The sequence below is a fragment of the Hansschlegelia quercus genome (genome assembly GCF_004310425.1).
Classification (GTDB): Bacteria; Pseudomonadota; Alphaproteobacteria; order Rhizobiales; family Methylopilaceae; genus Methylopila; species Methylopila quercus.
Window position 1 is genome coordinate 1 of the sequence record NZ_SIUB01000005.1, and the last position, 26,552, is coordinate 26,552.

At 67.0% G+C, this 26,552-nt stretch carries 26 protein-coding genes; 7 read left to right on the forward strand and 19 right to left on the reverse strand.

The annotated features are described in order from the left end of the window. Nucleotides 1-236: 236 nt before the first annotated feature. Complete coding sequence (locus EYR15_RS10985; RefSeq protein WP_131003603.1) at nt 237-1,349, forward strand: NADH:flavin oxidoreductase/NADH oxidase; 1,113 nt, start codon at nt 237-239, stop codon at nt 1,347-1,349. Between the two features lie 49 nt (nt 1,350-1,398). Here the strand turns inward: EYR15_RS10985 and EYR15_RS10990 are convergent, their stop codons facing one another. From EYR15_RS10990 to EYR15_RS11010, 5 genes are all read right to left on the reverse strand, one after another. Further along, nucleotides 1,399-2,031: a phosphoribosyltransferase family protein gene (locus EYR15_RS10990; protein WP_131003604.1), complete on the reverse strand. Its 633-nt coding sequence runs from the start codon at nt 2,029-2,031 to the stop codon at nt 1,399-1,401. Further along, nucleotides 2,028-2,693 carry an energy-coupling factor transporter transmembrane component T family protein gene (locus tag EYR15_RS10995; protein ID WP_131003605.1) on the reverse strand — a complete coding sequence of 222 codons (666 nt, stop codon included), beginning with the start codon at nt 2,691-2,693 and terminating at the stop codon, nt 2,028-2,030. The genes EYR15_RS10990 and EYR15_RS10995 overlap by 4 nt, the downstream gene beginning before the upstream one ends. Next, nucleotides 2,690-4,216, reverse strand: coding sequence for an ABC transporter ATP-binding protein (locus EYR15_RS11000; RefSeq protein WP_131003606.1), 1,527 nt, complete (start codon nt 4,214-4,216; stop codon nt 2,690-2,692). Before EYR15_RS11000 ends, EYR15_RS10995 begins: the two co-directional genes overlap by 4 nt. A gap of 16 nt (nt 4,217-4,232) precedes the next feature. After that, nucleotides 4,233-4,802, reverse strand: a complete 570-nt coding sequence (locus EYR15_RS11005; protein WP_131003607.1) for an aminotriazole resistance protein — start codon at nt 4,800-4,802, stop codon at nt 4,233-4,235. Between the two features lie 921 nt (nt 4,803-5,723). Then, the gene (locus EYR15_RS11010; protein ID WP_131003846.1) at nt 5,724-6,617 is read right to left on the reverse strand and encodes a LysR family transcriptional regulator; all 894 of its coding nucleotides are present in this window, start codon (nt 6,615-6,617) and stop codon (nt 5,724-5,726) included. A 101-nt stretch (nt 6,618-6,718) separates the two neighbouring features. Here EYR15_RS11010 and EYR15_RS11015 point away from each other — a divergent pair, with 101 nt between their 5' ends. Further along, on the forward strand, nt 6,719-7,597 hold the full coding sequence (locus EYR15_RS11015) for an SDR family oxidoreductase (protein ID WP_131003608.1): 879 nt from the start codon (nt 6,719-6,721) through the stop codon (nt 7,595-7,597). A gap of 286 nt (nt 7,598-7,883) precedes the next feature. On the opposite strand, the gene EYR15_RS11020 is transcribed toward EYR15_RS11015, so the two are convergent. The 13 genes from EYR15_RS11020 to EYR15_RS11080 form a co-directional block, all read right to left on the reverse strand. After that, on the reverse strand, nt 7,884-8,444 hold the full coding sequence (locus tag EYR15_RS11020) for a hypothetical protein (protein ID WP_131003609.1): 561 nt from the start codon (nt 8,442-8,444) through the stop codon (nt 7,884-7,886). Between the two features lie 51 nt (nt 8,445-8,495). After that, nucleotides 8,496-9,434 (reverse strand): YncE family protein, encoded by a 939-nt coding sequence (locus EYR15_RS11025; RefSeq protein ID WP_131003610.1) that lies wholly within the window; start codon nt 9,432-9,434, stop codon nt 8,496-8,498. After that, complete coding sequence (locus tag EYR15_RS11030) at nt 9,431-9,949, reverse strand: SRPBCC family protein (protein ID WP_131003847.1); 519 nt, start codon at nt 9,947-9,949, stop codon at nt 9,431-9,433. Before EYR15_RS11030 ends, EYR15_RS11025 begins: the two co-directional genes overlap by 4 nt. Next, complete coding sequence (locus EYR15_RS11035; RefSeq protein ID WP_245498260.1) at nt 9,949-10,929, reverse strand: vWA domain-containing protein; 981 nt, start codon at nt 10,927-10,929, stop codon at nt 9,949-9,951. Before EYR15_RS11035 ends, EYR15_RS11030 begins: the two co-directional genes overlap by 1 nt. Further along, entirely contained in the window at nt 10,926-11,483 is a 558-nt protein-coding gene (locus EYR15_RS11040; RefSeq protein ID WP_131003611.1) for a hypothetical protein, read from the reverse strand. The genes EYR15_RS11035 and EYR15_RS11040 overlap by 4 nt, the downstream gene beginning before the upstream one ends. Next, nucleotides 11,480-12,502 carry a vWA domain-containing protein gene (locus tag EYR15_RS11045; RefSeq protein ID WP_131003612.1) on the reverse strand — a complete coding sequence of 341 codons (1,023 nt, stop codon included), beginning with the start codon at nt 12,500-12,502 and terminating at the stop codon, nt 11,480-11,482. Before EYR15_RS11045 ends, EYR15_RS11040 begins: the two co-directional genes overlap by 4 nt. Further along, entirely contained in the window at nt 12,499-13,398 is a 900-nt protein-coding gene (locus EYR15_RS11050; protein ID WP_131003613.1) for a hypothetical protein, read from the reverse strand. The genes EYR15_RS11045 and EYR15_RS11050 overlap by 4 nt, the downstream gene beginning before the upstream one ends. Continuing rightward, on the reverse strand, nt 13,398-14,276 hold the full coding sequence (locus EYR15_RS11055; RefSeq protein WP_245498261.1) for a DUF58 domain-containing protein: 879 nt from the start codon (nt 14,274-14,276) through the stop codon (nt 13,398-13,400). The genes EYR15_RS11050 and EYR15_RS11055 overlap by 1 nt, the downstream gene beginning before the upstream one ends. Then, entirely contained in the window at nt 14,273-15,322 is a 1,050-nt protein-coding gene (locus EYR15_RS11060) for an AAA family ATPase (protein ID WP_131003614.1), read from the reverse strand. Before EYR15_RS11060 ends, EYR15_RS11055 begins: the two co-directional genes overlap by 4 nt. A 219-nt stretch (nt 15,323-15,541) precedes the next feature. Continuing rightward, the gene (locus EYR15_RS11065; protein ID WP_131003850.1) at nt 15,542-15,841 is read right to left on the reverse strand and encodes a methanol dehydrogenase [cytochrome c] subunit; all 300 of its coding nucleotides are present in this window, start codon (nt 15,839-15,841) and stop codon (nt 15,542-15,544) included. Nucleotides 15,842-15,945: 104 nt separating this feature from the next. Continuing rightward, nucleotides 15,946-16,515, reverse strand: coding sequence for a cytochrome c(L), periplasmic (gene moxG / locus EYR15_RS11070; protein ID WP_131003615.1), 570 nt, complete (start codon nt 16,513-16,515; stop codon nt 15,946-15,948). A 55-nt stretch (nt 16,516-16,570) separates the two neighbouring features. Then, a complete protein-coding gene (gene moxJ / locus EYR15_RS11075) occupies nt 16,571-17,422 on the reverse strand; it encodes a methanol oxidation system protein MoxJ (protein ID WP_131003616.1) in 852 nt (283 codons plus the stop codon). A 158-nt stretch (nt 17,423-17,580) separates the two neighbouring features. Then, nucleotides 17,581-19,473, reverse strand: coding sequence for a methanol/ethanol family PQQ-dependent dehydrogenase (locus EYR15_RS11080; RefSeq protein ID WP_131003617.1), 1,893 nt, complete (start codon nt 19,471-19,473; stop codon nt 17,581-17,583). Nucleotides 19,474-20,022: 549 nt separating this feature from the next. On the opposite strand from EYR15_RS11080, the gene EYR15_RS11085 reads away from it, so the two are divergent. The 4 genes from EYR15_RS11085 to EYR15_RS11100 all read left to right on the forward strand — a co-directional run bounded on the left by EYR15_RS11085 (nt 20,023) and on the right by EYR15_RS11100 (nt 23,842). Next, nucleotides 20,023-20,427 (forward strand): hypothetical protein, encoded by a 405-nt coding sequence (locus EYR15_RS11085; RefSeq protein WP_131003618.1) that lies wholly within the window; start codon nt 20,023-20,025, stop codon nt 20,425-20,427. Continuing rightward, nucleotides 20,424-21,893 carry a histidine kinase gene (locus EYR15_RS11090; protein WP_131003619.1) on the forward strand — a complete coding sequence of 490 codons (1,470 nt, stop codon included), beginning with the start codon at nt 20,424-20,426 and terminating at the stop codon, nt 21,891-21,893. Before EYR15_RS11085 ends, EYR15_RS11090 begins: the two co-directional genes overlap by 4 nt. Next, the gene (locus EYR15_RS11095) at nt 21,890-22,513 is read left to right on the forward strand and encodes a response regulator transcription factor (RefSeq protein WP_131003620.1); all 624 of its coding nucleotides are present in this window, start codon (nt 21,890-21,892) and stop codon (nt 22,511-22,513) included. The genes EYR15_RS11090 and EYR15_RS11095 overlap by 4 nt, the downstream gene beginning before the upstream one ends. A gap of 75 nt (nt 22,514-22,588) precedes the next feature. After that, nucleotides 22,589-23,842, forward strand: a complete 1,254-nt coding sequence (locus EYR15_RS11100) for a S8/S53 family peptidase (RefSeq protein WP_131003621.1) — start codon at nt 22,589-22,591, stop codon at nt 23,840-23,842. Nucleotides 23,843-23,947: 105 nt separating this feature from the next. On the opposite strand, the gene EYR15_RS11105 is transcribed toward EYR15_RS11100, so the two are convergent. Then, entirely contained in the window at nt 23,948-24,844 is an 897-nt protein-coding gene (locus EYR15_RS11105) for a LysR family transcriptional regulator (protein ID WP_245498285.1), read from the reverse strand. Nucleotides 24,845-24,949: 105 nt separating this feature from the next. Here EYR15_RS11105 and EYR15_RS11110 point away from each other — a divergent pair, with 105 nt between their 5' ends. Then, nucleotides 24,950-26,044 (forward strand): Gfo/Idh/MocA family protein, encoded by a 1,095-nt coding sequence (locus EYR15_RS11110; RefSeq protein ID WP_131003622.1) that lies wholly within the window; start codon nt 24,950-24,952, stop codon nt 26,042-26,044. Nucleotides 26,045-26,552 lie beyond the last annotated feature (508 nt).

Sequence of the window (26,552 nt, forward strand, 5' to 3'; positions counted from 1 at the left end):
GAAGGTCACAGGTTCAAATCCTGTCCCCGCAACCAAATAAACAAAAACCCGCCAGCTAAAAGCCGGCGGGTTTTTGCATCTGGGAGGAGCGCGGCGCCAAGCCATGCGCATGCGCAGGATCGATCTTGTCCGCTGGGAGTTCGACCCCGAAGCGGATCAGGCGTATCTCCGCTCAGAACCGACACGTTCCGGGACAGCGCGTTCACGCGGTCTCGTCGAGCAGGAAAGATATCGCTTTGGCCAGTCCCACGCTCTTCAAGCCGATGACCATCGGCAAGCTTGATCTCCCAAATCGCATCGTCATCGCGCCGATGTGCCAGTATTCGGCCGAAGACGGCCGCATGACGGACTGGCACCTGATCCATCTCGGCCAGCTCGCCCTGTCGGGCGCGGCGCTGCTCACCATCGAGGCGACCGCGGTGGTTCCCGAGGGACGGATCACCTACGCCGATGTCGGGCTCTATGACGACGCGACCGAGGCCGCGATGGCCCGGACGCTGGACAGCGTGCGCCGCTGGTCCGACATGCCGATCGGGATCCAGCTCGCCCATGCCGGGCGAAAGGCTTCGACCGAAAAGCCCTGGCTAGGCGGTCATCACATCCAACCGTCAGCGCCGAACGGCTGGCGAACCGAGGCGCCCTCGCCTATCCCGTTCGCCGACAGCGACGCGCCGCCCCAGGCGCTCGACGCGGACGGGCTGAAGCGCGTGCGCGACGCCTTCGCCGCAGCGGCGGTCCGCGCCGGCAGGCTCGGGATCGACGCCGTGCAGCTCCACGGAGCGCACGGCTATCTCATCCACCAGTTCCTCTCGCCGCTCTCCAACCGGCGCGAGGACGAGTACGGTGGCTCGATCGAGAACCGGATGCGGTTTCCACTCGAGCTCTACGATGCCGTGCGCGCTGCATTTCCTTCCGACCGGCCAGTGACGATGCGCGTATCCGGAACCGACTGGGTGGAGGGCGGCTGGGACATCGATCAAACGATCGCCTTCGCCAAGGCGCTCGAGGCGCGTGGTTGCGACGCGATCCATGTGTCGAGCGGCGGACTGCATCCGACACAGCAGATTCCGGTCGCTCCGGGCTATCAGGTACCGCTGGCGCGTGCCGTGAAGGCCGAGGTCTCGATTCCGGTCGTCGCGGTCGGCCTGATCACCGGCTACGAGCAGGCCGAGGCGATCGTCGCGACCGGCGACGCCGACATGATCGCGCTCGCCCGCACCATCCTCTACGATCCGCGCTGGCCTTGGCATGCGGCGGCGGAACTCGGCGGGCAGATCCGCGCGGCCGATCAATACCTGCGCTGCCAGCCCGCGCGGCTGAGGGACCTGTTCGTGAAGAAGGCGGGCTGAGAGCGGACCGGGATTGCGGGGGTATCCGCCCTGCCCTGCGGGATCGCCGTCAGGTTCCGGAGATCGGACGCCATACGCCGCCCTCGGGCGCGAATTGCGGAATGTGGGCGAGGCTTCGGATCAGCGACGCGTCGGCCCCGAGCGCCTCCTCCCAGTCGTGCGCTTCGGTGAGGATCACCCCCGCCCCGACGACCTCGGCGCCCGCCCGCCGGCAAAGCGCGATCGCGCCGCCGAGGCTGCCGCCCGAGGCGACGACGTCATCGACCACGACCACCCGCCTGCCCTCGAGCAGCGGCATGGCCTGCCTGTCCAGCAGCAGGCGCTGCTCGCCGGCCGAGGTGATGGACTGGATCGTCTGGACCAGCGCGTCGCCGAGGTGGATCTTCGGCGACTTCTGCAGGATCACGTAATCATCGAGCCCGAGAGCGCGCGTGACCTCGATCGCGACCGGGATCCCGAGCGTGGCGGCCCCCACAACCACATCGGGCTTCAGCGGCGCGAGGCGCTCCGCGAGCCGCTCGCCGCAATGCGCGCCGAAGCGCACGCCGAGATCGATCACCATCATCAGCGAGATCGCGAAATCCGGCTTGATCGCGACGATCGGCAGATCGAGCCGCCAGCCGGCGACGTCGACGGGCCAGGTCTGACCGGTGAGCTTCGACACTTGTTCGGGAGCGGTCATTTGTCCTCCGGGATGCGATCGTCGACGAAAAGGCCCACGCGCCGCCACGTCGTGCGCTTGACGGATGGATCGAAGCCCGACGTCGCGAACGAAACCGAGATCGCATGGGCCATGCGCACGGCCTGCACCAGGAGCGGAACGCCGCGGGCGAGCGCATAGCGCAGCTTCACGTGGATCGGCGCGCGGTCGATCTCGAGGCCACGGGCGCGCTGGGCGTCGGCGATGCGCTCGAACTCCTCGCGCAGCATGGGCACCAATCCGAAGGTCAGCGACAAAGCGAGCGTCGCCATCGCTGGCAGCCGCGCGGCGCTCGCCGCCGCCATGATGGCGCCTGGCGTCGAGGTCTCCATCACGAAGAAGAACGCGCCCGTGGTCGCCACCAGCCGCGCAGCCATCCGGATCGCGATCGGCAGAGCTTCGCCGAGCGCCATCCCCTGGATCGAGAGGTTCAGCAGCCAGGAGGCGACGACCAGCGCGACGAGGATGAGCGCGCCCTTGAGATAGGCCCTCAATCCCGGAGTGCGCGTCACAGCGAGCCCCGCGATGACGAGCCCCGCGGCGAGCGCGCTCCAGTACGGCCCTGGCGCGGCCCACGCGAGCGCCATCACCAAAGTCGCGCCGGCGAGCTTCACGAAGAAGTTGAGGCGATGGGCTGCGCTCATGCCGCGCGCGCCTCCTGCGCGTAAGGCTTCGGCCAGCCGAGCGCCTCGAAGGCGCCCGAGTCCCAAACCGCCCCAGTCGGGCCGTCGAAGGCGAGCCGTCCGTCGGCCAGAACCATCGCGCGGGCGCAGACGTCGTCGACGAGCTCGAGATCGTGGGAGATGAGGATGACCGCCCTTCCCTGCGCCTCGCTCGCGTCGAGGAAGCGGCCGAGCAGCGCCCTCCCCGCGCGGTCGCGCGCGATCAGAGGCTCGTCGAGGATCGCGACGGCGCAGCCCCCCGCCTCGACGCAGGCGAGGCCGAGAAGCCCCTGCTCACGCGCCGACAACGCGAAGGGGTTGACCTCGGCCTTGTCCGCCAGCCCGTAAGGTTCCAGCGCGGCGAGCGCCTCCGCGCGGATCACAGGATCCGCGACGCGGCGCGTATCGGTCGCCATCGCGAAGACGACCTCCTCCAGCACCGTCATGTTGAACAGCACGCGGCGCATGTTCTGCGGGAGATAGCCGATGCGGCGTGCGCGCTGGGCCGGGCTCCAGGAGGCCGCGTCGGCGTCGTCGAGCGCGACCGAGCCGGCGGCGGCCTTGAGCAGGCCGAGCAGGGTCTGGAACAGCGTCGTCTTGCCGGCGCCGTTCGCCCCGACAAGGCCCACGATCTCGCCTGCTGAAAGCGCGAACGAGACATCCTGCAGCACGGGCGCTCCGCCCGGCCGGACGAGGCTCGAGCGCAATCCGGAGACGGCTAGCCGCGTCGGACCGACTGCGCCCGGCCGGCGCCGGCGCAGCGCTTCTCCCGGCGCGATGACGCCTGCGGTTCTCCAGATCTCGTTGTTCCGCGCAGCGTCTGAGATCGATGTCTGGCCGACCAGCCTTCCGCCCGCGAGAAACAGCGCGCGTTCCGTCACCTGCGCGAGCGAGGCGGCGTCCTGCTCGGCGATCAGCATCGTGCAACCGGGCCGCGCCGCGCGGGCCTCCCCGAGCGCGGATGCGAGGCGGCCACGAGCCTGCGGATCGAGGCCGGTGGTGGGCTCGTCAAGAACGAGCAGATCGGGCTCTGCGGCGAACGCCGCTGCGAGCGCGACCATGCGGCGTTCGCCCCCGGAGAGCGTCAGCGCCTGGCGGCCGGCAAGCCGCCGGATGCCGAACCGGTCGATTACTTTCGACACCTCCCGGCGAACCTCATCGCGCGGGGTGCGCCGGTTCTCCAGCGGGAACGCGATCATATCCTCGACCGAGAGGTTCCAGAGCTGGTCGTCGAGGTTCTGGAACACGAAGCCGACGGCCGAGAAAAGCTCGGGCGTCGGCCATTCGCGCATAAGCCTGCCGCCGAGCCGGATCTCGCCCGAAAACTCCTGCGCGCGGACGAGGCGCGGCACGATCCCGCCCGCGGCTGCGAGCAGGGTCGACTTGCCGGCCCCGCCGGCGCCGCAGATGACCGCCGCCTCGCCCGGCGCAAGCCTGAACGAGACGTCGGCCACCGCAGGCTCCGGCGCGCCGAAACCGACGGTGAGACTGTCGAGAACGAGCATGCGTTACGGCGGCCCTTCAGAAGCGCGAGACACCGCCGGCATGCGCGCTCTTCAGGATTTTCAGCGCGGGCAGCAGGAGCAGCGGCGTGCCCAGCACCATCGGCACGATGTCGGACAGGCCGAGATAGCCGACGGCCCACCAGAACGGGAAGATGCCGAGATAAGCGAGGCTCGCCGAGACCGCGACGACCATGACGAGGCCGACGACGGCGCAGACCAGCGCGATCTTGATCAGCGCCTTCCTATCCGTGGCGTCGCGCGCCGGGTTGAACAGCAGGCCGGGAACGAACCCCGTCAGCCCGACCATGATTCCGTCGACGATTAGCGAGTGGAACGGAATGAAGGTCCCCGCCAGCAGCGACCATAGGACCGTGCCCAGATAGCCGCAGATGAACCCGCTCTTCGGACCGAGCAGGATGCCGACCAGAGGCGGCAGGAAGGCGAAGATGCGCCACTGGATGACGCCGGGCACGAGCTGGATCGGGTTCGCGTAGGCCCAAAGCACGCCCGTCGCGGCGGCCGCCACCAGAGAGAGAATGATCGGAAAGAGCGGGTTGCCCTCCGTCTCGTGCGTCGTCGAACTCATAGCGTTACGCCTCCACTTCGTCGGCGACGCGAAGCAAGCCTCAGGCCATTGCCGGCGTTTCCTGCGCGCGGCGAGATGACTGGCGGATGACGTGCCTCTGAGGGCGGCAAGATTTCGGGTGATGCACGATATCGGGCACATCGCGGACGAACCAGTCGCAGGAGCGCCGGGTTCCTTTCTCCGTGCGATGGACGCTTTTGCGTCGTCTCAGGCGCCGCCCCCGGCGCGTGAGAGACGGAAAGCGACGGGGGCGACTAGACGACGTCGGGGCCCGGTGGGGGCAGACGACCCCGGATCGCCTTCTCGCCATACGCTGATACCGCGTTGACGGTTTGATAAGACGCGCCGACTTTGGCTTGTCGAGGAGATCTCGTTCTCGATAGAGCCAAAATCCTGGCGCACCGACCGCTTAGGCGGACGTCCAACCATCGTTCGCGGAAACGATAATGCATTCTGAAAGAAGGCGTAGCACGGCCGCTCTCTATGCAGTGCCGCTCGTCGTCATCTGCTGGTCGGGGATCGCAGCCGCTCAAAATCTGCAGTCGAGCGACGCCTCGCATCCAGCGGCTTCCGAGATCGGAGGACCGGCGGTCGGTCTGCGGGGTTCTCTCGACGGAGCGCCTAGATCGACCGGGTCGATCTCCGCTACGGCTGAGGCTGACCATGAGGCGAGGCTCTCCGATCTCGAGCGAAAAGCTGAAGCCGCCAGCCGCATCTCGGATTTCAGCCTCCAATTTCCGCCGGAGCCGAAACGAGCCGCGCGCAAGCCGCGGTAGCGGATGGCTCCCAGCGGCGTTCGCCTCGCTTTCGCGCTCCGCATGTTCGGCCGCCACTGTGGCTTGGTTACGTAAGCAGCGACAGCGCCCTCTTCGTGCGAACGGAAGATGCCGCTCACTGCATTGCATGGAGCCGAGTTCCGCCTCACGCGTCGATATAGGCGGCGAGTTCATGCGGCTCTCCCGTCGGGAAGGTGGCTCTGAGGTGGTCGAGGAACGCCGAGACGCGCGCGCTCAGCAAGCGGCGCGACGGGTAGAGGGTCCATAAGGCGATTTCCGGCGCATCCACATCGCCCCAATGCACAAGGGAGCCTGCCGCCAGGTCGTGGCTGACGAGCGAGATCGGGAGGCGCGCTGCTCCCACCCCCGCCCGAACCGCGTCACGAACCATCATCATCGATGATAGGCTGAGGACCGGATTGATCGCGATGGTCGAACCTCCGGCCTGAGCCGTGATCTTCCATAGCTCCGAGCGCTCCACCGGACCGCGCACCACAGCGGGCGCGGGCGAACCGTCTCTTGGCCGCGTCAAAGCGGGGCTCGCCACCACCACCAATCGATCTCGCAGAAATGCGCGCCCGACGAGGGTCTCGTCCGGATCCGGATTCACGCGGATCACCAGGTCGTAGCCTTCCTCGATCATATCGACCGCTCGATCCTCGGTCGTGACCTCAAGGCGAACGTCTGGGAATTTCATGGCGAACCCGGCCGCCAGCTTGCCCATCGCAGTCTGCGAAAACAGCAACGGCGCGCTGATCCGCAGGCGGCCGCGAGGGGTGTGTCCACCAGACGCAATCGCGGTTGCAGTCTCGTCGAGCTCGGCGAGCAGCGCTGCCGTCCGCTCATAGAGCGCGTGTCCTTCCTGAGTGAGCTTCAGCGCTCTCCCGCCTCGCTCGAACAATCGCAGGTCCAGATCCGCCTCGAGCTCCGCGACCCTTCGGGACAAGGTGGCCTTGGGCCGACCGGTGGCGCGAGCCGCGCGCCCGAGGCCTGCGTGGCGGGCGACCAGGTTGAAGTCTGCAAGGGCCAACAGGTCCATGTGTTCCACCTGAGAGACGGTATGTCTAAATAGAACGGCTATCGGGCGGAATATGGATCTCTCATTCTCCTTGTGTCCACTGAGACCCACGGAGATTTCCAATGACCATCCTCGTCACCGGCGCTACCGGCCGCGTCGGCCGCCATGTCGTCGATCAACTCGTCAAGCGCGGCGCGGCCGTGCGTGTGCTCACTCGCGACGCCTCGAAGGCCGACTTCCCCGCCGGCGTCAACGTCGCCCAGGGCGAACTGCTCGACATCGACTCTCTGCGCAGCGCTTTCGACGGCGTCAGCACGCTGTTCCTGCTGAACGCGGTCACGGGCGACGAATTCACCCAGGCGATCATCGCTCTCAACGTCGCCCGTGAATCAGGCGTCGAGCGGGTCGTCTATCTATCGGTGATCCACGCCGACCGGTTCCCGAACGTGCCCCACTTCGCGGTGAAGTCGGGCGCGGAGCGGATGCTCGAGCAGATGGGCTTTAGCGCCACGATCCTGCGTCCGTCCTACTTCATCGACAACGAGGTCATGATCAAGGACGTCATCGTGAACCATGGCGTCTATCCGATGCCGATCGGTTTCAAAGGCGTCGCCATGGTCGACGCTCGAGACATCGCAGAAGTCGCGGCGATCGAGTTGATCCGTCGAGATGAGGCCGTGGGCAAACTGCCGATTGAGACCATCAACCTTGTCGGTCCGGACACCCTGACCGGCCCGGACGCGGCCGCGATCTGGTCGGACGTCCTCGGCCGCCCGATCGTGTACGGCGGCGATGATCCCACCGGCTTCGAGCAGAACATGGCCAGCTTCATGCCCAAGTGGATGGCCTACGAGATGCGGCTGATGGCCGAGCGCTATGTCAGCGACGGCATGATCCCGGACGAAGGCGACGTCGAGCGGCTGACCGAGATCCTGGGCCGTCCGCTGCGCTCCTACCGCGACTTCGCGACCCAACTCGCCGCCGCAGCCACGGAAGCCTGACGCTTAAACGCGCTTCTCCTGCCAGCTCGCGCCGCGTGGCGAATGGCCTGCAGTCCCCTCTCGCCGCCAGCGGCGCGCCCACGCGTAGAGGCAACCGAGCGGCTGCGGCGCGCCGATCAGCTCGACCGGCGCGCCGCGGGAGAGCGCAGCCCGGTCGCCTCCTCCCCTCCAGGCCGAAGCAAACGATCACATCCGGCTTCAGATATTCCAGGAACTCGAGACTGGATCGCTGGATCGTTCGGCCGCTTGAAGCGCCACCAGAACCAGAGGCCTCAGCTACAGCGGCTCATCGCGCGGCGGAGGCCGGCGTGTTGTCCAGAGCGGCCACGAGCTTGCCGATGGAGGCGTCGCGGAGCTTCAGCGCGTTCTGTTCGGATTTGGTCAGCACCTGAACCGAGATCATGCCGGGTCGGTCGACGTCGAAGATAGTGCTCATCACCGCGGCCGCGCCTTCTCCGCAGGCGCCCTTGCTTTGGTATTTGATCCGGCGCTCACTAAGACGCTGGATTTCGTAGGTCTTGAACTCGCAACCCGAAGGCCGCATTGATTCGTCGGTGGCGTAGCGGTAGCTCTTCAGCGTCTTTTCCGGATCCGCCACCACCTCTTTGACATAGTCGGGCGAAGCCTTCGCCTGGCCGATGCCGACCACGCCCCGGCCGCCACAGGCGTCGCTCTCGCAGACATAGGTGACGCCTTCCTCGCCGGTCGTCTTCTTGACCCACCCGGCGCCGATATCGCTGACGACGGTTCCGACATCGATCGGCGGGAGGTCGCCGGCGCGCTGGGCGCTTGCCGGCACGATGGTCGCGGCGAGCGTCGCGAGGGCGAGAATCTGCATCTTCCGCATTGTTCTTCTCCGTTTTTCAGAGGTTGTTGGTCGCGGCGGTCGCGGGCGCTTTCATTGTCCGAGCGCTAAAAGGTTGCGCGGGCCGCCGGCGGCCCGCAGCGTCGTCGTCACGCGTGCGGCGTCGAGGTAGATCAGCGAGACGGTGTCCTCGAACCAATTCGCGACCGCCGCGTACTGGCCGTCCGGCGTGATCGCGACCCCTTCCGGGTAGCTCCCGACCCCTACGCGCGCCGTGACCTCAAGCGATACGGCGTCGACGATTGCAACTGCGTCGTCGTGCTGGAGCGTGACGACGATGCGCCCGCCGTCCTTCGAGGCCGCCACGCCGTAGGGCATCTTGCCGATCGGGAGCCGCTTGAGTTCCTGTCCGCCGTCGACGTCGATAACGGATAGATCGCCGCTTTGGACGTTCGCGACGTAGAGCCGCGCGCCGTCGCCTGACAGCGCAAGGGCGAACGGCGCCTTGCCGACGGCGATCCGGCTGATTTCAGCGCCCGCCATGAGGTCGATGACGCTGACCGCATTGCTTTCGCGGGCGGCCACATAGGCCCGACGTCCGTCACGGCTGAGGACGATCGCAGCCGGGGATTTGCCGGTCGGGATTTCGCCGAGCGTCGCGCCCGTCAAAACGTCGATCTTCAGCACCAGGCTGCGGGTCCAGTCGGTGACGTAGAGGAACTCGTCGGTCGCGGCGGCGCCGAACGGCTGTCCCTTGACGGAGAAGGAGGCCGTGGTCCGCTTCGTCACGGCGTCGAGCACCGTGACGCGGCCGCGGTCGGGATGGGTGACGTAGAGCGTGCGCCCGTCCGAGCCGACTGCGACGCCCGCTGGAAGCTCGGCGACCTCGATGGCTTCGGGCTTATTCTCGCCGAGCGGCAACAGCCGGACCACGTTTCCGGTCTGCCCGACGACCGCGAGCAACGGCTCGTCGGCGTGAGCGCAGAATGGAGCCGAAAGGGCGGCGAGGAGGACAAGGGCGCGGAGCGTCATCCCGCGCCGCCTTCCGCCTTCTTCTTCAGCCCTTCGAGGCCGGTCCTGAAGAAGTCGGACATCGCCTTCACCGCGGAGGCGTCGTCCTTGCCCTCCGGCGGCTCGTTCGAGGTGTCGAGGCGGTAGGCGCGGCCCTGCCAGGCGATCTCGGCGCTGCCGTCCTTCGCGCTCACCACCATCGTCGCGGAGTAGGAGCCGACCGGGAACGCGTCGCTTCCCTCATTGGACAGGCGGTAGCCGAGCCGCATCGCCCCGTCGTCGACCTCGTCCAGCGATTCTACGAGCTCGGCGCCGTTCTTCAGTTTCAGCGTGCGCTCCCCGTCCTTGAAGGAGACGCTCTCGACGTCCGGATGCCAGTTCTTGATCCCGGCGAAATCCTTCACCAGCGCCCACGCCTTGGCGGGTTCGGCCTTGATCTCGATCTTCTCGTCGATCTTCTGCGGAGTCGGGCCGTGAGCGAGCGCGACGGACGACGCAAGCGCCAGAACAGCCGCGGCGAGCAGTCGGAAACGCATCATGAAACTCCTTGTTGTAAGACCCGCCGACTTCTCAGGGAGGCCGCGAGCGGCGCGCCATAGAGGAGTCCAAGCGCCAGAAGCGCGAGAGCGGCGGGAAGCGGGGACAGGTCGACCGGAACCGGGATCGGCCGCGGCTTCGCGTTGGTCTCGATCGCGGCGGCGAGCGCATCCGGCTCGACCAGCCTGACGTAGCCGAGGCCGGTCGCGTCGGCGATCTGGCGGAGATACGGCTCTTTCACCGAGGTGAGGTGCTCGTCGCCTTCAGGCATGTCGCCGAACGGGGCGTTGCGGGCGTTGTAGCCGGCGCGCGCCTCGGCGCCGTCGGGCGGCGGGCCGACATGGGACGCCTGCGGCACGTCCCTCATGGAAAAGAAGCCGGACTCCCGGCCAAAGTCGTCATATTTCGGGATTGGCACGAGCTCCGCTCCGCCGACGCCGACCACGAGGCCCTTCACCTTTCCCTTCTCGATTTCAAAGGTCAGGGGAAGGTCGGCGCGGAGCGGTGGGGCTTCATGTCCGTCGGTCAGGAAGACGACGTCGGCGCCGACCGGCTCGGCCATCTCGATCGCGCGCTCGAGTCCGTTCGCGATGCGGCTGTCGCCCTCCCAGGCCATTCGCCAGTCGAGGCCATGGATCGCGCCCGTGATCGCGCCGAAGTTGCGGCAGGTCTCCATCGGCTCGAACAACAGGAAAACCCGTCGCTCGCTGAACACGCCAAGCCCGAACCGGGAGCCGCAGGGCAGGCGGCCGATCGCCGCCGGCAGGCGCTGTTTGATGGCGTCGAGCCGGCTCTGCGGCGACCCTTGCGCGCTATAGTCGCGGGCGTTCATCGAGCCGGTGATGTCCACGAAACCGATGACGTCATAGGTCGCGCGCGTCGCCTGGATCTCGGGCTGCGCAGCCGCCGCGAGCGCGAGCGCGAGCGCCGAGCCGAGGGCGAGGCTTCGCCAATCGGGCCGCATCGAGCGCGCGCTCACGGTAAGCCCCGGGGTCGCCCCGGAAGGTCGGTCCAGAGCTTCTTCGGTTGCGCCTTGGTTTCCTCCTCGGCCGTCTCGATCTCGGGGAAGTCGCGGACCAGCCGCATGACGACGTCGAGATTGTAGCGGGCGTCCCAAAGCGTTGGATCGGCCCTCAACGCGGCGCGGTACGCCTCCTTGGCGAGGCGAACCTCAGGAATGGCCTTGTCGATCTGGCTCGCCTCGATCGCGCCGACTGCGCGCCGCGCGCGCGCGTTGCCGACGTCGTAGTGGAACCGTGCGGCGACCTCTGGTTCGCCGCGCTCCACGATCTGCCCGGCCAGCGACTGCGCCTCGTCGAGGCTGTCGCGCACGAGCAGGAAGTGAGCGCGGGCGAAGACGAGTTCGCCGCTCGCGTCGTCCGGCGGACGGACGTCGTGATTGGAAGCCAGGGCCTGGGCCACGGCGCGCTCGGACCGCTTGCCCTGCAGCGTCCAGGCCGACTGTGCGAGCCAGAGCGTCGTCGCGAGCAGCAGCAGCGGCGGAAGCACTGCTCTGATCCGGCCGAGACTCATGACGCGGTCCTCGCCGGCCGGGCGAGTTCGGGCTCATCGAGCCGCCGCTCCATCAGCTTCGCGCCGAGCAGCAGCGCCGTCGCGAAGGCGGCGACAAGATAGGCGATCCAGTCGAGGTTCTGTTGGGGAATGGTCTCCTTGTAGGCCGTCGGCCGCTGCTCGAGCTGGTCGATCTCGCGGATCGCCGCGGAGACGTCCGCGGCGCTCTTCGCCTCGAAAGCGCGGTAGGGTAGGCCTAGGCTTTTGAGAAACACGTCGAGGTGGCGCTCGGGATAGATCTGCGGCGTGTCCGGCTCGCCCGGAGGCGGCCGGTCGTAGATGCCCTTGGACCCCTGAGTTCGCAGGAACAGCCAGTAGAGCCTCACGGGATCGCGTCGCGCGGCGTCGCGAAGGGCGTCCTGCACACGCCGGTCTATTACCGCGGCGCCGTCGGAGACGAGCACCAGCGCGCGTGAGGTTTCGCTCGACGTGTCGTCGAACATCGAGAAGGCGAGCGTTAGCCCGCGCCCGACATCGGTGTGCGCGAGCCCCGGCCGGTCGATCGCGGCGATTGCGGCGCTCACCGCATCATGATGATCGGTCATCGGCACGAGCGGCATCGGCGCGGTCGAGAATGCCGCGACGGCGACGCGGTCCGCCGGCCGGCGAGCCGCGAAATCCGTTAGGAGGCGCCGTGCCGCGACCGATTTGGACTCTTCCTTTCCTTCCGGCGAGCGGTTGGCAAAGGTCGAGTCCATGCTCGACGACCGATCGATCAGCAGCACGACATTGGCGCCCGCCCCGCGCCGCTCCACCGCCTGATCGCGGCGGTGGAGTCCGGACAAACCGAGCACGAGCGCCGCGATTGCCAGCGCGCCGAGGCAGGACAGGGCGACGCCGATCGCGGCTGAAAGCGCATCCTCCGGCACGACTGCGCTCGACGGCACGGCAGAGAGCCGCAGTGGCGAGGCTAAGAACGGCAGCGCCGCCAGCGGCAGCAGCAGAAGCGCCAGGGGATGGTCGAAGCCGATGGCGTTCACGCGGCCCGCTCCGCAGCCGCGAGATTTCTGGCAAGCCGCTTCAGGTCTTCGGCGGGCAGGGCGACGCGCCCGCCGCCGAAGAACGCCGCGCGTGAGGCGTCGAAGAAGGCCTTTATCGACGCTTCGTAGGAGCGGAACGCCGGCCGCGCCGACAGAAAGGCGCCGAGATCGTCGCCGAGCAGCCGCTTGCCGGCCGAGATGTCGAAGGCCCGGTGAAGCGCGAGAGCAGCTGCCCGCCATCCGTCTTCGCCGGACCGCGCGACCTTCGCGACGGCGCGGGCGGCTTGCGCAAAGGGCCTCGAAGGCCTGCGGTGGAACGGCGGCCAAGCCCGGCTCCAGGCGAGCAGCAGCAGCGCGAGCAAGGTCGCGCCGAGGGCGACGCCGGTCTGGATCTCGGCTGGCCGAAGGCTTTTGGCGATCGGCGCCGCGTCCGGCTGCAGCGCGAAGGCGGTCGCGCCGCCGCCAGCCGTCGCGACGATCGGCCGGAGCGGCGAAGTCAGATAGGTCCAGCTCGCGCTCTTGGCCTCGACACGTTCGCCGGAGGCGCCAACCACCGCGAGCGTAAACGGCGGAACCGTCTGCTCGATCGCTTCGAGCGCCGCATAGAAGGTCTGGTATTCCGCCGCCATTTCGTAGCGGGTCGCCCCGTCCGGCCCCGAGCGCTCGTCGACTTTCAGGCTTCGGAGATCAAGCGAATAGGTCACGGGACCGGGCTTCGGCAGCGCCGCTGGATCGAGCTTGAAGGGTTTCGCGACGTCGAACTGGGTCGTCAGGGTGAAGACGTCGCCGAGCAGTAGTCCGAACGGCCGAGGGCCGGACATCTGCAGTCCGCTCACCTGAGCGGCGGCGGGATGGACTAACGCGACCAGCGCCGTCGCCGCGAGCAGGACGCGCATCAAACGCCCCCCGACAGGAGGTGGTCAGCGAAGGCGTCGGCGTCGAAGCGGTCGACCAGATCGAATGCTGGGCGGCCGTGGCGTCGGAAGACACGATCGAGCGCGGCGCGGCGAGCGCGCGCGTCCGCGAGCCATTTTTCGCGCAGCGAGCGGCGCATCACGACGAGGCGCCTCCGCCCCGTCTCTAAGTCGCGAGTCTCGATCAGGCCGAAGCGCGGCAGGCGCGTCTCGACCGCGCTCGATTGCGAGACGATCGGCGCGACGTCGTGGCGCCAGAGCCGGCCGAGCAGTTCGTCGACGTCCCCCTCGGGCATCAGGAAATCCGAGACCACGAAGACGAGCGATCGCCGCTGTGGCAGCTCATCCAGCGCCGCGATGAGACCGCCGACGCCCGCGCCTTGGCCGGAGTTCGCCGAGACCCGGCGCCAAACGTCTTCATCGACGCCCGCGCGGCGCGTAGCGCGAATCGCGAGGTCCGCGCGCTCGGTCGGCCCGGCCGCGATCATCCCGAAGCGGTCCTGGCCTCTGACCGCGGCATGAGCGATCGCGCCGCAGAGCTCCGCCACAGCGTCGCCCGCCTCGCCGTCGCGGCCGAACGTCATCGAGCCGGAAAGGTCGAGCACGACGAAGACGTCGATCCTGGCGCGGTTCTCGAAGCGGCGGACCTTCAGGCCACCGAATGGATCGGTGATCGAGGCGCGGACGTCGATCCGCCGCGCATCCGAGGTCTCGAGGATCGAGGCATGGCGCAGGAAGGCGCCGTTGGCGCCTGCGCCGACCGCACGATGCGCGCCCGGCGCGACGCCGCGCGCGCGGCCGAACAGCCGGTAGGGCAGGTCGACCCGAGGCGCGCCGTCCGGCGCGTGAGCAGGGTTCACGGCGCCGGGACCCGCTCGAACACCTGGGCGCAGAGATCGCGGACGATCCTGTCGCGGCGCAGTTCATAGATCGGGTCGAGGAAGATGCGGTGCGCCATCACCGGCGCGAAGACGGCGCGCAGGTCTTCCGGCAGCACCATGTCGCGGCCTTCAAGCCAGGCGCGGACGCGCGCGCAGCGCACGAGCGCGCTCACGCCGCGCGGGCTGCCGCCTCCCAGGATCAGCCGGCCCATGTCGACGCCCTCGATCGCGACGTCGACCGAGGCCGGCAAGCGCAGCGCATCCCACAGACCGAGCACGTATTGTTCGAGCGTGCGGCTGGTCTTCACCGAAGCCTGAATGGCGCGGCCGGCGTCGTTCAGGCCGCGATGGTCGAGCACGCCGGTCTTGAGGCCGCCGATGAGGCCGTCGACGTCGTGGAAGCGGGGGTCAAAGACGAGTTCCCGCCTGACCTCGGGATCGGCGGGCGTGTCGACGCCGATCTCCATGACGAAGCGGTCGCGGGCGGCCGCCGGCAGTTCGAAGGTCTCTTCCTTCTCGACGCGATTACGGTCCGCGAACACCTGGAGGTGCGGGAACGACCATTCCTTGCCGAACGCGGTCACGCTGCGCTCCGCCATGAGCCTGAGCAGCAGCGAATGCACCTGCGGGCGCGCGCGGTTGATCTCGTTGAAGAAGAAAACGGCGAGGTCTTCGCCGTGGCGAAGCACCGGGCCGGGCTCGACGCGCGGCTTGCCGTCGTCGTCGACGAAGGCGGTGTAGAGCATGTCGGTCGGCATCAGGTCGACCGTGCCCTCGATGCGTTCGAACGGACCGCCGAGCGCCTGCGCCACCGAGCGCAGGATGGTGGTCTTGCCGACGCCGACGTCGCCCTCCAGCAGCACATGGCCCCGCGCGAACAGCGCGATGGTCAGCAGCCGCACGACATGGGGCTGTCCGATGACGGCGCGGGAGATCTCGGCCTCGAAGGCCAGCGCGCGCGTCCGCCAGCCCTCAAGCGAACCGTCGGCCTCGGCGCGCCGCTCGGCGATCGACGTGGACGCCATCTGGAAGCACCTTCTTCTACGGGCAAAAGGCGGCCGCCGCGCCGGGCCACTTGGATCTTGAGCGACCCGGACGCCGGCGACCGTCAGGTGCGTGTCGTCATCCCATGGGACGGCCGGAAGAGCCCGCCCCGACGACGAGAGGGAGCGGCTCGAACGCGAACGTCGAACCGCAAGGGATTGGCCAACTCCGGCGCTTGGCGCCGGAGCGAACGACGGTGATCAGTTGGCGCCGATCTTGGAGACGTCGTATTGGAACTTGCCGGTCTTCGCGAAGTTCTCGGAGCGCTTCTTGTTACGATCCTCCATCTCCTTGATGGAGTCCCCCTGCTTCTGGACCTGTTTGGGGTCATGCTTCGGATCGTACTTCGAGCCGGTGATCTTGGTCTTTTCTGGATAGCCCGGCTTCGGCTCCCAGCACACGCCGGGCTCCTTGCAGTTGGTGCCGTCATAAGCGAGCGCCGGGGCGACCAACGTGACGGTCAGCGCGGCGGCGAGCGCGGTGTGGGGAAGGCAGGACATGATCGACATCTGGCGTTTCCTCTTTCGGAGTTCTTGCTTGGTGCTTGCAGTCGCCTGAGCGCGACGCGCGCGCTCAGCCCCCGCGCCGCTCCCGGCGCAGATCGTCATCCGCCCATCCGGCATTCCTGCGGGGCGTCCGGTCCCGGCGCCGGTGGCTTCGATCCGTCGTATGGCTTCAGCGCCTTTCGAGCGTCGGCCTCCAGCCATTCGGCCTTGGACGGATCGTCTTTGTAGAGATGCCGCACCCAGGCCATGGTGATCAGCATCTCGTCGACGTTGACCGAGTTGTACATCGGCCCCATCTGGCCGCTCGCTCCGCCGAACACGGTCTCGAACATGCCTTTGTCTGTGGCGTTTCCCGGATAGGTCCAATAGGCGTCGTTGAGGCCGGGTCCGATCTTGCCTTCGGCAAGATGTCCGTGGCAGCCGGAACAGGCGCCGTTGAACAGCTCTTCGCCCTTCGCCAGACAGTCCTTGTTGCCGACATAGGGGTTCTTGCCCGTCTGCATGAACTCCTTGAATCCGGCGACGTCCCTGCCGTCCGGCGGCGCGTCGTCGAGGTTCAGCGGTTCGCCAGTGATGGTGTTGTTCAGCGTGATGTCGGCATACGCGGCGGGCGCTGAGGCCAGGAACGCGACGGCCGCGACGGCTGCTTTCAGTCGATGCTTGATCATCAGGACTCACTTGCAGAGGTAATCAGGACGCCGAAGAGCGCGACGCCCGGGCGTTTCAGCTGTTCGGCTTGAGGGTCGGCACGCCTTCGTCGGCCAGCGCCTTCTCGATCTCGGGCGCCGCCTTGACGAGCGCCTCGTCGAGGGCCGTCGCCAGCTTCGCGTCGTCCTTTCGGACGCCGATCGCCTGATCGAAATGAAGCGGAATCTTCGGCCCATCGGCGGGCGTGAAACTGTCGTCCAGCATCGTCATCTTCAGCGGCGTCTGGGACGCCTTCACGAAGCGCGCGACGTCGGAAGCGAAGGCGATCGAAGCGTCGGCGTCGCCATTCGCGACCTCGCTGACGAGCCTGTCGGCTGCAACCTGCGTGTAGCGGTTGCGCTTGTCCTCGAAGTTCACGAGCGACAGCCCGTAGGAGACGTTCTCCTCGTACTTGCCGGCGGCTTTGAGGATCAGCTCGGCGGGCGTGGAGAAGCGCACCGCGAACTTGGTGGCGTTGGACGTCTCCACGTCCTTCCAGCTCGAGCCGAGCTCCGGGCCGCCGCTCGCCTTCGTGACGTAGACATAGCCGGTTCGGAAATAAGGTTTGGTCGCGAGGACGCGCTCGTCGTCGGCGTCGACGCCGAACACGACGTCGCACAGCTTCTTGTCGAGCCCGTCGCGTACCAGGAAGATCGCGGCCTTGTCGAACCAGACATAGTCGACCTCGCGGTCCATGGCCTTGGCCACGATCTTCGCGATCCTGTTCTCGAGCCCGTCCGCCTTAGCGGTCGAATAGGGCGCCTCGATCTTGGAGGCGCAAACCTTGAGCGTTTCGACCGCTCGCGCGGCGCCGGACGCCAGCGCAAGGGCGAGGATCGCGGCGCCGAGCAGTGCGCTGTGCGCTGGCTTGCTGGATGAGAATGTCATTGGGTTTCGTCTCCCTGGAGGCCGCGGCGCTTCTCGGCCGACCGGCGGTCGGCGGGCTGCCGTCTGGCGTCAAACCCGGTCGTCTGGCTCTTGTCTCTGTAAGTCTCCCGCCGGCGGAGCAAGCCGTCCGGCGGGAGCGTCTTGGAGGCGTCAGGCGGTCAATTCGCCTTGCCGGTCCACTCGCCGATATTGACGTCGTCGTAGGGGTTCTTGCCGTTCAGCGCGAAGACCTGAACGCCGCCGCCCATCTGGGTGTAGTTGGCGAGGTTCTTGAACGCGCCGACCGCGCCAAGACCGGCCGTCGGGTCGTTCAGGTCGAACACCAAGCCCACGCCCGGCCAACCGCCCACGCCGTAATAGATGGCGACGTACTGCGTCCCCTTGTGCGTGTAGGTCATCGGGTGACCGATCACGCCAGACGGCAGGCGGTACTTCCAGAGCAGTTCGCCGGTCTTCGAGTTGCGCGCCTTGATGAAGCCATCGAGCGTTCCGTAGAACACGAGATCGCCGGCGGTCGCGAGCGTGCCGCCCCAGACGGAGAACTTCTCCATCTTCTCCCAGGCGTACTTGCCGGAGATGGCGTTGTACGCCTTGATCTGGCCGAGACCCTCGTAGTTCTGGCGATCGCCCTTCGGGCCAGGGTACATCCACAGCGTCGCGCCGACGAAGAACTGACCAGCCCGATACGGCAGCTGGAACGGCTCCCAGTCCATGCAGATGTGGTTGATGCCCATGAAGAAGAGCTTCTTCTCGGGATCGTAGCTGTCGTGGCCCTGGTTGTGGTAGCCCATCGCCGACGGGCAGATCTCCGTCGCCTTGTGGTCCATTCGGGTCGCGAACTCGGGATCGCGGACCGGGATGCCGGTCTTCAGGTCCACCTGCTTCACCCAGTTCACGGTGTCGTCGAGCTTGTCGGCGGAGACGAGCGTGCCGTCCTCACGGTCGAGCGTGTAGACGATGCCGTTGCGGTCGGGATGAGTCAGAAGCTTGCGCATCTTGCCCGTTTTGTCTTCCTGCTCCGACAGCATCATCACGTTGACGCCGGCGTAGTCCCACTCGTCATGCGGCGTCTTCTGGTAGCCGAACTTGGCCTCGCCAGTGTCGATGTCGCGGCCCCAGATCGTCATGGTCCACTTGTTGTCGCCAGGACGCATCGTCTCGTTCCACGGCGCCGGGTTGCCCGAGCCGTAGTAGAAGAGGTTCGTGTCCGGATCGAAGGCGTACCAGCCCCAGTTCGTGCCGCCGCCGATCTTCCAAGCGTCGCCTTCCCAGGTCTTGTTGGTGCCGAGGCCCTTCTGCCCGTAATGCGGGTTCGCCATGTTGAAGTCCTTGGCGAGCTTAATGTCCTCGTCCGGACCCGTGGCGTAGGCGCGCCACTTCTGGGCGCCGGTCTTGACGTCGTAGGCGGTCACATAGCCGCGCACGCCGAGCTCGGCGCCGGATGAGCCGACCAGCACCGTGTCCTTGATGACGTAAGGCGCGATCGTCAGGGTGGAGCCGACCTTGATGTCGGAGTTCTCCATCTTCCAGAACTCCTCGCCGGTGTCGGCGTTGAGCGCCACGATGTGGCCGTCGAGCTGTGTCTTGAGGATCAGCGAAGGCGTCTTGCCGTCGCCCGGCCAATAGGCGAGGCCGCGGTTGACGACGTCGCAGCACGCGACGGCGCGGGCCGTCGGAGCCTGCTTCGGCTTGTGCTGCCACAGAATCTTGCCGGGCTCGTTGAGATCGAGCGCGAAGGTCGGGTTCGGAAACGCGGCATGGACGTACATGCGGTCGCCGATCACGAGCGGCGTGCCCTCATGGCCATGCAGCACGCCCGTCGAGAACGCCCAGGCCGGACGGAGGTTCTTGACGTTCTCCGTGTTGATCTGGGTGGCCTTCGAGTAGTTCTGAGCCTTGTAGCTCTTGCCGGTCATCGGCCAGTTTTCTTCGCTCTGCGACAGCTCGACCAGCTTGTCGTTGGCGAAGGCCGGGAGCGTGGCTCCCACGACGCTCAGCGCCGTCGAAGCCGCCAGCGTGAACGCCGAAGCGGACGTTCGAAATCTTTTCATCCTAAAACCCCTTGCGTTTCCCAGTCTTCCTCCGCGGCGCCGGCCCGGCTTGGGTCCGGACCCGTCGGCGCGCTGCGTCTTGCGACCCGATTTGGGCGGATCGTTTATTACTTCTTACCCAGCGGGATTATTGCGCTTCGCAGCCCGCAAAGACTTACCGGATAGGTTTCAGGTGTCTTTGGCGAAAGTGGAAAATCAGGGCGGGAACATTTGGCATGGCGACTGCCAATCTGCAGCAGTATGATCGCCGATGCCTGATGATCTTATAAATCACAAATGTATAGAAGATGCGGGAGGTTCTCTGTCTAGCGGAGCCTTGGACTGCGCGAGCCGCCACTGGCGGATGACGTTGAAGCGGCTGTCGAGTAATAAGAAGACAATGGTCTAATGACCGAAGGCAATAGAATGACGCTCTCTAAATATTGGATTATTAATAGACCCACTCGCATGGCGCTGTCTGGAGTTATCCTTGCGCTCTGCGCCTGCGACGACCCCGCGCCGACGCGGTCTCCTGCAGCTGTTTCGGCTCCCGCGCCGAGCGCGTTCTCGATGGCGTCACGAAGCTGGATCGACGTCGACGAAAAGCTCTCGCCCGCCCTCTGGCTCGCGAGCCGCGAGGCTGGCCGCGACGTCGGCGCTGACGATCCGGCGGCCGCGTCGCTCAGGACGTTGCTGCATGAGGCTGATATCCGGTTCACCGAAGGGCCGCGGATGGTCGCTAACCGTGCGGTCCAGGTCGAAACCATGCTCGCCGAACGCGGAGTGAAGGAGAGCCCCCGCAACGTCATCGAGGCGCTGGTTTCGATCGCGGATGTCGGCGAACGCGCCGGCTTCGGCGAGACCTGCCAGCATTATGTAATCGCGCGCGCCGCGAGCCCCGACCAGGCGACGGCGCTCGCCGGATTGCGTCGCCAGCCGCTCCCCGCTTCGGCGGCGGGAGAGAGCGAAAAGTGACGATCGGGCTCGCTCCCGACTTGGCTCACCCGTTCGAGCGGGCGCGGGTCGCCACCAGATCGGTGGGCGGCGCCTCGCTGCGCGTGCGCATCCTTGTCCTGTTCGTCGGCGTCAACTTCGCCTGCGCCTGCGCGGCCGGGATCGTGACGATCCTGAACGCCCGCCAGGCGACCGAGGTCGAGATCGCCTCTTCGCTCGACACCGCCGGCCGCCTCGCGCGCGAGACGGTCACCCGGCTCGAGCGTGACGTCGGGCGCCTGAGGGTGATCTCCGACCTTCAGGCCGCGCTGCCTATGGTTCGGCACGCGCGGATCGTCGTCGAGGATCGCTTCGGCGCGGCGATCGCGTCGCGCGAGCCAAGCAGGCGCCATGGCGCCGACGAGCGGGATGGGGTGCCGGACTGGTTCGCGCGCCTGATCGAGCCGCCACCCTCATCGCTGGCCATCCCGGTGGTGATCGGGGGAGAACCCGCCGGGTCGGTGGTCGTCCATGGCGACCCCGCCGACGAAATCGCCGAAGTCTGGGACGACATGCTGTCCCTGATGGCGCTGTTCATCGTGCTGAACGTGATGACGGTCGCGATCTTCGCGCTGCTGCTCGGCCGCGAGCTGGCGCCGCTTGGCGCGCTTGCGGAGGGCATGGCGGATCTGAGGCTCGGCCGCCTGAATCGACGCATCGACGCGCCGAAGAGCCGCGAACTTTCCGCCATCGTGGAGCGCTTCAACGCGCTCGGACAGGCGCTCGCCGCGGAGCGCGCGAAGAACGGCCGCATGTCGTGGCGCATGGTCTCGCTGCAGGACGACGAAAGGCGCCAGATCGCGAAGGAGCTCCACGACGAGCTCGGCCCCTGCCTGTTCGGCCTGCGCGCCAATCTCGAATCGCTCGAGCGGGCGATCGACGCGCCCCCCGTCAAAGCGAGCGGCGAGGCGAAGGAGCGCCTCGCGACCGTCGCGGATCTGTCGGCCCGCCTATCCGACATGAACCGGCGGCTCCTCACGCGCCTGCGGCCCATGGCGCTCGGCGCGGCGCCGCTGCCCGACGTGCTTGCCGGACTGCTCGCGGATTTCCAGCGGCACCATCCGGAGTGCCGCTTCGACCTCTCGGCATCGGACATCGGGCACGGCTATGGCGAGCCTGTCGATCTGACGGTGTATCGCGCGGTGCAGGAGGGCGTGACGAACGCCGTCCGGCACGCCGCCTGCTCGCGCGTCGCCGTCACCGTTGCTCACGACCGCGACGAAGGCGGCGCGGAGGCCCTTCGGGTCCGGGTGCTCGACGATGGCGGAGGGGTCGCCGATCCGGCCCCCGCGGGCTTCGGCCTCGTCGGGCTCGGGGAACGGCTGAGGGCGCTCGGCGGCTCGTTCCATCTGCACAATGCGCCCGGGGGCGCGGCGCTCGACGTCGTCGTGCCGCTCACCCATGCGACAGACGGCGCCAAGGCTAAGATGAAGGACTTTTCGCAATGAGCGTCGCGCTTGTCATTGATGACCACCCAATCGTGCTGGAGGGCTGCCGACGCGTGCTGCTCGACGCCGGGTTCGACGAAGTGGTCGAGGCAGCGGCGCCGCTCGCCGGCTTCAAGCTCTTCAGGCGCGTGAGGCCCGACCTCGTGATTGTCGACCTCTCGATACGCGGGTCCGGCCTCGCCGGCCTGTCGCTGATCCGACGTCTGAGGCTCGCCGACCAGCGCACGCCGATCCTCGTCTTCTCCATGCATGGTGACCCCGTGATCGCCCGCCGCGCGCTGAAGGCCGGGGCCACCGGCTTTGTCGTGAAGGATAGCGGCCCCAAGACGCTGCTGGAGGCGATCGAGAAGGTGCGACGCAACCAACCTTATATCGCGCACGACATGGCGATTCAGGTGGCGCTTCTCGGTTCGCGCTCCCGGGCGGAGCAGGCGGACCTCACGACCCGCGAACTCCAGACCCTGTCCCTGCTTGGGGAGGGGCGCTCCTACACGCAGATCGCAGGCTCGCTCGGCGTCAGCTACAAGACCGTCGCCAACACCTGCTCGAACCTGAAGGACAAGCTGAACGCCGGCAGCCTTCAGGATCTCGTCCGCGTGGCGGTTATGCACCACGTTTAGCGCGCGGCGGCTATGTATTGAATAAGAGGATCGGCGCGCCCAGACTGGCCTTGTCTCTACCTGACGAGGCAACACTTGGCGATGATGCCGGCGAACAGAGGCGTATTAGCGGCCGTTGCGCTCGGCTTCGTTGCGGTCGCGCTTACTGGCGGCGAGTTGGTAGGGGAAGCCAGTCCAGGACCGCATCTGGCCAGCCGGTTTGTTCAATCTGAAGCCGAGACTGCAGCTCGCGCGGCATGCGCGTCGGCGGCGCCCTTTGTCGTCCTGGACACCTTTGCGCATTTCAAGCCGGCGAACATCGACGACGATCCGGCTGAGCAGCCGTCCCAAGTGCGCCATGGCGACATTGTCGCCGCTATCGTGGAGGCTTCGCATCCCGAGCCGATCGCGTATCAGACGAACCCGATCTTCAACGTGCGCACGCTCGCGACCGACTTCCAGCGGCTCGCAAGCGACATCGAATCCGGCAGGATTCCAAGGCCTGCCGGGATTGTCTCGTCGATCGTCCTTCCGGTCGATCTCGGAGACCTGAACCGGCTTGTGTCCGCCGATGCGCAGATCGGGCCCGCTCGGATAGCCGAGCGGCGCGCCGATCTGCTGAAAATCCTGACCAACGACTTCGATCCAACAAATCCCTACACCGAGATCGACCGGCAACTCATGAGGTTGCGAAAGGCCGGGGTTTCGGTGTTCGTCGCCGCCGGCAACAGCGGCCCCGACGATACGTTGAACGCCCTAGCGCTTTCAGCGGGCGTATCCGCGGTCGGCGCTCTCGGTCGAGACGGGACGCCCGCATCCTACACCAGCGCGCCGGGCCTGGTCTCCATCTGGAGCCCGGGGTACGTTGTGTTGACCGAGGCGTCGGGCGGCGTGAGCGTCAGCGGCGGACGGAAGGTCGAGCTGAGGGGGGTCGACTTTTCGGAACAGAAGGCCGTGATCACGGCCTACACGGGCCGTGTCGCCACCGAGGTGGTCCGCAAGACGCCGCGAGCGCTGCAGCACCTTGAAGACCTAGGTCCTTCGCGGCAGCGAAATTACTACCTGACCATGGCGATGACGCCCGGCATCTATCGGACCGCGGACGTGATGGCCGCCTACGGCTATTCGCCGACCCTGGGCACCTTTGTGCGCGCGATCGCCGAGGGCGCATACATTCACTTTCCGACAGATACGATCTTCAAGGAGGACGCCGCCGGACGGCTCGTCTTCGACCCGATCGGAGATCTTTCGGAGGGCCAGCTTCAGCTCGCCGACGCCACCTCGTTCGCCGCCCCGAACATCTGCGCCGCCCGGCTGTTCCCTGGACGGGTCGCCTCGGGCGGCGAATAGTTCCGGCGGTTGCGAGCCTGGAGCTCCGCCCCAGACCAGCGCCCGCTTCGTGACGCGATCCCGTCGGCGCGACTTGCGCCTTCCGCCGCCTCCAAGCCGACGTCTTCAACGTGAAGCGGGCGACCTCAGGAAATCAATAAACGCCCTCAGCGGAGGAGGCACCTGCCGACGCCCCGAGTAGAACAGAAAGAACCGCGGCGATGTCGGGCACCAGTCATCGAGGAATCGTATGAGGCGACCTGCGGCGAGATGTTCGGCGACAAGCTCCTCGAACATGAAGGCGAGCCCGACGCCGTCGAGCGCCGCCCGCAACATCAGGCGGGTGTCGTCGACGATGAGCGGTCCTGACACCTCGACTTCAAGCGTCTCGCCATCTTTCGCGAGCTCCCACGAATAGTGGGACCCGTTGGGAAACCGGCGTTCGATGCAGGCGTGCGCGTGAATGTCAGACGGAGAGTAGGGCGGCGTGCGGCCCGTCATGTAGGAGGGGGCGCCGACAACGGCGAAACGGCGCGGCGGTCCGACAGGAACCGCGATCATGCCGGGCGCAAGGCGGCGGTCGCGCCGAATGCCGGCGTCGAAGCCCTCGGCGACGATGTCGACGAGGCCGTCGGTCGTGACGACCTCCATCCGGATCTCGGGGTAGGCGAAAAGAAACCGCGCGACGATCGGTTCGAACACGAGCTCCCCCGCGATCCGCGGAGCGTTGATGCGCAGAAGCCCGGCGGGCCGATCGCGCAAGGCGCCTACGTCACTGAGCGCTTGCCCGACATCGTCGAGAGGCGGCCCGATCCGCTCCAGAAGCAAACGTCCGGCCTCGGTTAGAGCGACGGAACGGCTCGTGCGGTGGAACAGCCGGACGCCGAGACCGTCCTCCAATCCCCGCATGACGTGACTGAGCGCCGAAGGGCTCACCCCGCGCTCCACGGCGGCGCGTCGAAAGCTGCCGAACCGGGCGACAGCGAGAAAAACCTCCAGACCCTGAAGACTGAGACGAGCCAGGGTGAGCCTCCCTCATCGGTTCGATGACGACTGTAGCGATTACCTCACCGGACGAACAGCGCCAGACTCCGCCCAGAGAAGACGAGATTGGCGCCAGGAGTGACGATGGTTGAAACCTTAGGAGTTGGGATTGTCGGGGCGAACCCCGAGCGCGGCTGGGCGAGGATTTCCCACGTCCCCGCTGTGCAGAGGCTCGGCGGCCTTCGCCTCGCCGCTGTTCTCGGCGGCTCGCAGGCTTCCGCGGAAGCGTCCAAGGTAGCGTTTGGAGCAGAGCGGGCCTATGCCGACCCCGACGACCTGTTCCGCGACCCGGCCGTGAACATCGTGACCATCGCGGTCAGGGTTCCGGCCCATCGGGACTTGGCGCTCGGCGCCCTTTGGTCGGGCAAGCACGTCTACTGCGAATGGCCTCTCGGTCGTGATCTGGCCGAGGCCGAAGAGCTGGCGCACGCCGCTCGCCGCGCCGGTCGACTGGCCGTGATCGGTTTACAGGGACGCTCGAGCCCTTCGTTGCAGCGCGCGGCGGAGATGATCCGGTCCGGCGCGATCGGACGGGTGCTGAGCGGCCGGATGGAGTCCGGAACGGCGGCGTTCGGACCCTCGACGGCAAAAGCCGAGACCTACCTCGAAGATCCCGCGAACGGGGCGACTCTTGTGACCATCCACGCCGGGCATGCTCTCGACGCGGCGATCGCGGTGCTCGGCCCGTTGTCCAACCTCCAGGCGATGACGACCTGCCAATTCGGCGAAGTCGCCATCACTGGCGAAACGGAGACGATCGCAAGAACGATCCCCGACTTCTGCGTGACGCAATCCTGGTTGGAGAGCGGCGCCGGGCTTTCGGTGGAGGTCGCGGGCGGTAGGACCGAAGCCGCGAAGTTCCGCTTCGAAGTCGTAGGGGACAGAGGTGCGCTGACGCTGGAGAGCGCCGCGCCGCGCGGTTTCCAGTCGGGCCGCCTCGCTCTGACTGTGAACGGCGAGCAGCAGCGCGTCGACGAAGGCGAACTCGCCCCCCTTCCGAACGAGGCGGTCAATGTAGGCGCGGTCTACGCCGCCCTCCGCGACGACATCCGGCGAGGATCGACGACCCTCCCCGGTTTCGATCACGCGGCCCGATTGACGCGGCTCCTCGCCGACCTGAGCGCGTCCTCCGACAGCGCCACGCGCCGATCTGCCGAAACTTGGCCCGAAGGCATCTGACGGAAACATCGGGTAAGAGCAGACCGGACGCACGATCTTGTGGCTCTTTGCGAAGGCCATGCAAGACAAGAATTCGAGAGAGACACGGAGGCGTCAGTCGCACAGTCGGCGAGAGGAGCCTGATCGGCGAGTTCGGCGATCCAGGCTCAAGCAGCTCGACAAGAAGGCTGGGGCGTGAACACGCGTCGGCGCATTCAGCAGACGAGTCCGACTCGAAAAAACAAGATTTCGCCGCCCTTCACTCGTGACAGCTTTTTGAACTGCGACCCAAGAACATCAATCCGGTCGCGACGGCGCGATCGGAGGAGCCGTGCTTAAGTAGCTACGCGAACTAGACTAAACATGCTCGGAACGGTTCATCGCGCCTCGGAGGCGCGCATGGCTTGCAAACTGATCTGGGATCCGGCGCATGCACAAAGCGCCGCGGGCACTGAAACGGTGCGTGAGGCGTTCGTCATAGTTCGCGAGCCACACTCTTTTGGAGCGATCCGACCTCGCAATTTTCAGT

Bases quoted from the DNA above. Each gene is read 5' to 3' on its own strand.
- EYR15_RS11110 (WP_131003622.1), top strand. From the start codon at position 24,950: ATGGTTGAAACCTTAGGAGTTGGGATTGTCGGGGCGAACCCCGAGCGC.
- EYR15_RS11040 (WP_131003611.1), bottom strand. From the start codon at position 11,483: ATGAGTCTCGGCCGGATCAGAGCAGTGCTTCCGCCGCTGCTGCTGCTC.
- EYR15_RS11030 (WP_131003847.1), bottom strand. From the start codon at position 9,949: ATGCGTTTCCGACTGCTCGCCGCGGCTGTTCTGGCGCTTGCGTCGTCC.
- EYR15_RS11060 (WP_131003614.1), bottom strand. From the start codon at position 15,322: ATGGCGTCCACGTCGATCGCCGAGCGGCGCGCCGAGGCCGACGGTTCG.
- EYR15_RS10990 (WP_131003604.1), bottom strand. From the start codon at position 2,031: ATGACCGCTCCCGAACAAGTGTCGAAGCTCACCGGTCAGACCTGGCCC.
- EYR15_RS11050 (WP_131003613.1), bottom strand. From the start codon at position 13,398: ATGCGCGTCCTGCTCGCGGCGACGGCGCTGGTCGCGTTAGTCCATCCC.
- EYR15_RS11005 (WP_131003607.1), bottom strand. From the start codon at position 4,802: ATGAGTTCGACGACGCACGAGACGGAGGGCAACCCGCTCTTTCCGATC.
- EYR15_RS11020 (WP_131003609.1), bottom strand. From the start codon at position 8,444: ATGCGGAAGATGCAGATTCTCGCCCTCGCGACGCTCGCCGCGACCATC.
- EYR15_RS11095 (WP_131003620.1), top strand. From the start codon at position 21,890: ATGAGCGTCGCGCTTGTCATTGATGACCACCCAATCGTGCTGGAGGGC.
- EYR15_RS11085 (WP_131003618.1), top strand. From the start codon at position 20,023: ATGGCGTCACGAAGCTGGATCGACGTCGACGAAAAGCTCTCGCCCGCC.
- EYR15_RS11080 (WP_131003617.1), bottom strand. From the start codon at position 19,473: ATGAAAAGATTTCGAACGTCCGCTTCGGCGTTCACGCTGGCGGCTTCG.
- moxJ (WP_131003616.1), bottom strand. From the start codon at position 17,422: ATGACATTCTCATCCAGCAAGCCAGCGCACAGCGCACTGCTCGGCGCC.
- EYR15_RS11000 (WP_131003606.1), bottom strand. From the start codon at position 4,216: ATGCTCGTTCTCGACAGTCTCACCGTCGGTTTCGGCGCGCCGGAGCCT.
- EYR15_RS10995 (WP_131003605.1), bottom strand. From the start codon at position 2,693: ATGAGCGCAGCCCATCGCCTCAACTTCTTCGTGAAGCTCGCCGGCGCG.
- EYR15_RS11065 (WP_131003850.1), bottom strand. From the start codon at position 15,841: ATGTCCTGCCTTCCCCACACCGCGCTCGCCGCCGCGCTGACCGTCACG.
- moxG (WP_131003615.1), bottom strand. From the start codon at position 16,515: ATGATCAAGCATCGACTGAAAGCAGCCGTCGCGGCCGTCGCGTTCCTG.
- EYR15_RS11015 (WP_131003608.1), top strand. From the start codon at position 6,719: ATGACCATCCTCGTCACCGGCGCTACCGGCCGCGTCGGCCGCCATGTC.
- EYR15_RS11025 (WP_131003610.1), bottom strand. From the start codon at position 9,434: ATGACGCTCCGCGCCCTTGTCCTCCTCGCCGCCCTTTCGGCTCCATTC.
- EYR15_RS11010 (WP_131003846.1), bottom strand. From the start codon at position 6,617: ATGGACCTGTTGGCCCTTGCAGACTTCAACCTGGTCGCCCGCCACGCA.